The 4175-nt window shown below is 68.6% G+C and carries 3 protein-coding genes and 1 pseudogene; all 4 read left to right on the top strand.

What is annotated here, in order from left to right; translation table 11 throughout:
• Positions 1 to 1285: phenylalanine--tRNA ligase subunit beta-related protein (locus FVW20_RS08500; protein WP_504739152.1), on the top strand; the 1285-nt coding region annotated here is incomplete at its 5' end.
• Positions 1286 to 1354: 69 nt separating this feature from the next.
• Positions 1355 to 1624: pseudogene (locus tag FVW20_RS20060) on the top strand (MerR family transcriptional regulator); the annotation flags it as partial.
• A gap of 589 nt (positions 1625 to 2213) precedes the next feature.
• A complete protein-coding gene (gene rpe, locus FVW20_RS08490) occupies positions 2214 to 2873 on the top strand; it encodes a ribulose-phosphate 3-epimerase (protein WP_196609079.1) in 660 nt (219 codons plus the stop codon).
• Between the two features lie 293 nt (positions 2874 to 3166).
• Positions 3167 to 4175 (top strand): thiamine pyrophosphate-binding protein (locus tag FVW20_RS08485; RefSeq protein ID WP_372434978.1); only part of this gene is annotated, 1009 nt, incomplete at its 3' end.

The following is a 4175-nucleotide window of genomic DNA, read 5'->3' as shown; positions in this document are numbered from 1 at the left end:
GGCCCAGATGATGGCCGAGCTTTCCGGCGCGCGGTTGCGCCCCGGCATGTGCAGCGCCGAACCGCGCCCCTGGACCAGCCCCGCGCTGCGCTTCCGCCCGGCGCGCGCCCGCATGCTGCTGGGCATGGGCGAGGACACCATTGGCGATGCGTTCTGCGCCGACACCCTGACCGGCCTCGGCTGCGTGCTGGACCGTACCCAAGGGTCCGACGCCGCCGACTGGAAGGTTTCCGCCCCCAGCCATCGCCTGGACTTCGAACGCGAGGCGGACCTGATCGAGGAGGTGGGCCGCGTGTACGGGCTGGACGCCATTCCGCCGGTGCTGCCCAAGGTCATGCGCCCGCTGGACCAGGCGGGCGCGCCCGAGTCCGAGTACGATTTCTGGAAGCGCATCAAGGGCTGGGGCCGCGGCCTCGGCCTCAACGAGGCCATCAACTACAGCTTCGTGGGCCAGAAGGACCTGGATCACCTGGGCCTGCCCGTCGAAGGCCGCATCCCGATCATGAACCCGCTGTCGGAAGACCAGAACGTGCTGCGCACGGCGCTGGCCCCCGGCCTTTTGAACAACCTGCGCCACAACATCGCGCAGGGCAACGCCGGGCTGCGGTTGTTCGAACTGGCGCGCATCTTCACGGCGGACGCCGAGGCGGAAACCACCGCCTGCGAACGGGGGCGCCTGGGCATCCTGATGTACGGCGCGCGCCACGACACCGCCTGGCCGAACCCGGAAGCCGACGCCGACTACCAGGACCTGAAGGGCGTGGTGGAACACTTCACGGCCTTCCTGCATCTGCCGCAGCCGCACTGCGCCATGGCCGATGCGCCGCACCCCTTCCTGGCCCCGTGCGTCACCGTGACGGTGCAGGGCAGGGTGCTGGGCGTCATGGGCCGGATAAAGCCCGACCTGGCCGACGCCTACCATGCCCGCAAGGACGTATGGCTGGCCGACATCGACCTGGATGCGGCGCGCCAGATGCACGACGCGGTGGTGGTGCGCTTTGCCGCACTGCCGGTGTACCCGCCGGTGCGCCGCGACATCACGGTCATGGCCCCTGCCGCCTTGCAGGCTGGCGCGGTGCTGGACCACGTGCGCGGGATGAAACTTTCGCTGCTTGAAGGCGTCGAACTCATTGATGTCTTCGCCCCCGAAGACCGTGAAGAGCGCAACCTGACCTTCCGCATGACCTTCCGCCATGCCGGGCGCACCCTGAAGGACGCCGAAGTGGACAAGGAACGCGAGAAAGTGGCAAGTTCGCTCCAGCAGGCACTCCCCATCCGGCTCTAGGCGTCGGCGGGGAGCGCCGCGTGCCCGCGCGGTTCGTGCGGGCGCACGGACAGTGAAACGGGAGACGGCATGGCGGAGCGGACATACCGGATAGGCGAGGCGGCGTCGCTGCTGAACCTGAAGACCTATGTCCTCAGGTTCTGGGAAACGGAGTTTCCCCAGTTGGTTCCGCTGCGCACCGAAAAGGGTCAACGCCTCTACACCGAGGCGGACCTGGCCCTGCTGCGGCGCATCCGCTTCCTGCTGCACGAGCGCGGCCTGACCATAGAAGGCGCGCGCCGCATGCTGGCCGAGCGCGGCGCACCGTCCGGAAGCGGCATGCCCGATGCGGCGGCTGACGGCATGGCCGGGCTGGTCGGCTTCGGTTATGGCGACCCCGACGACATGCCCCTGCCCAATGCACGGGATGATGACGCGCAGGATGATGACCGGCACGCCGGCGATGAAGCCGCCGACCTTGATGACGGCGCTCCGGCCGGATCCGGCCCGCAGGGCCGCGCCCTGTCTGCCGCCGCCTCGCGGGTGCAGGCGTGGGACCAGTACCTGCACGGCCTGCTGCTGCCCGATGACGGCGAAGCCGCCCCTGTGACCAATCGGAACGGTCAAGCCGCGCCGCTAGACGCGCGGGGCGCGTCCCGGGATGGCGTCGACGCCAGCTTTTCGGCAGACGGCCCTGTGCCCGGCGGCGCAGCCCCCGGCACGGTGCGCGAGATCATCGCGGAACTGGAGGCCATGCGCCGCCTGCTGGCTGGCGCGGACTGATTCCGCCTCTTTCCGGTCGGGGTGTCTGCTCTGCCTTTCGCTGCCCCGTCGCCGCTTTCGCCATTCCCGTCTGCATGCCGCGCAATGGGGCACAATCGGCCCAGTGCGGCGCGCCACCATGCAACGGGTGTTTCCCGCAACCGCGCATCCGCGCCACGAGCACCGCATGATCCTTTCCCCTTCGCTGCTGTCCTCCGATTTCGGTCGTCTGGCCGACGAACTGGCCGCCCTGGAAGCCGCCGGGCTGTCCTGGGTGCACTGGGACGTCATGGACGGCACCTTTGTGCCCAACATCACCTATGGGCAGCCGGTCATCGCCCATTTGCGCAAGCAGAGCCGCCTGTTCTTCGACGTGCATCTGATGGTGGAACGCCCTGAACGCTACCTGCACGAATTCGTGGACGCCGGGGCAGACATGCTGGTGGTCCACGCCGAGGCCACCCCCCATGTGCAGCGCGCCCTGGCCGAAATCCGCCGTCTGGGCGTCAAGTCCGGCGTGGCGCTGAATCCGCACACCCCGCTTTCGGTGCTGGACTATGTGCTGGACGACGCGGACATGGTGCTGGTCATGACCGTCAACCCCGGCTTCGGCGGCCAGTCGTTCCTGCCCGCCAGCTACCGCAAGATCAGCGAACTGCGCGCCATGATCAACGCGCGCGGCCTGTCCACGCTCATTCAGGTGGACGGCGGGGTGGACCCGTCCAACACGGCGCAACTGGTGCAGAGCGGGGCGGACGTGCTGGTTTCCGGTTCGGCCTTCTTCAAGTTTCCGCCCTATGCCGAGCGGTTGAAGGCGTTTGAGGCGGCTGCCAACTCCGTCCTCTAGGGTTGGTGCGTGATGGGCCGGTGCTTCCATGGCCGGAAACACCATGGCGCATCCGCCCGCGTGATTTTCCCGTTGCCAGATGGCGCGGAACGGACTAGTCGGGTGTGGGCGCCGCCGCAAGGCAGTGCCCACCTCTCGCATGTGCAGGCATACCCCGCCGCGTGCATGACCGATCCGGCAGGGCGCACGTGCCCGACCATCCGTGTTTTTCCCGGCGCACCGCGCCGTACCGCTGCACAGCCAACGGCGCGGGCGTCCGCCCGCCGCCGCATAGAACCCCGCTGGAGGTTGCAATGCCGTCTCGCAAGGAACTCGCCAACGCCATCCGCGTGCTCAGCATGGACGCCGTGGAAAAGGCCAAGTCCGGGCACCCCGGTGCGCCCATGGGCATGGCGGACATCGCCGAAGTGCTCTGGAACGATTGCCTGAAGCACAACCCCGCCAACCCCAAATGGGCCGACCGCGACCGCTTCGTGCTTTCCAACGGGCACGGCTCCATGCTCGTCTACGCGCTGCTGCATCTTTCCGGATACGATGTCAGCATGGACGACATCCGCAACTTCCGTCAGCTGCATTCCAAGACCCCCGGCCACCCCGAATATGGCATCACCCCCGGCGTGGAGACCACCACCGGCCCTCTGGGGCAGGGCATCGCCACCGCCGTGGGCATGGCCATGGCCGAAAGGCTCATGGCCCAGCAGTTCAACCGCCCCGGCTACGACGTGGTTGATCATGCCACGTACGTGTTCCTGGGCGACGGCTGCATGATGGAAGGCATCTCGCACGAGGCGTGCTCTCTGGCGGGCACCCTGGGCCTTGGCAAGCTGACCGCCTTTTATGACGACAACGGCATCTCCATAGACGGCGACATCGCCGGGTGGTTCGCCGACGATACCCCCGCCCGCTTCGAGGCCTACGGCTGGCACGTGGTGCGCAACGTGGACGGGCACGACGGCGAGGCCATCGCCGCCGCGCTCAAGGACGCCCGCGCGGTGCCCGGCAAGCCCAGCCTGATCTGCTGCAAGACCCGCATCGGCCAGGGCGCGCCCACCAAGGCGGGCAGCCACAACTGCCACGGTTCGCCTCTGGGCGCCGCCGAAATCGCCGCCGCGCGCGAAGGCATGAACTGGCCGCATCCGCCCTTCGAAATTCCGGCGGACATCTACGCCGGGTGGGATGCCCGTCCGCGCGGCACCGCCGCCGAGGCCGCGTGGAACGATCTGTTCGCCCGCTACCGTGCCGCCCATCCCGAACTGGCCGCCGAGTTCGTGCGCCGCATGGCGGGCGACCTGCCCGCCGACT

It is taken from the genome of Nitratidesulfovibrio oxamicus, assembly GCF_015731765.1.
Taxonomy (GTDB): Bacteria; Desulfobacterota; Desulfovibrionia; order Desulfovibrionales; family Desulfovibrionaceae; genus Cupidesulfovibrio; species Cupidesulfovibrio oxamicus.
This window is presented reverse-complemented; position numbering and strand designations above follow the sequence as displayed.

Bases quoted from the DNA above. Each gene is read 5' to 3' on its own strand.
- rpe (WP_196609079.1), top strand. From the start codon at position 2,214: ATGATCCTTTCCCCTTCGCTGCTGTCCTCCGATTTCGGTCGTCTGGCC.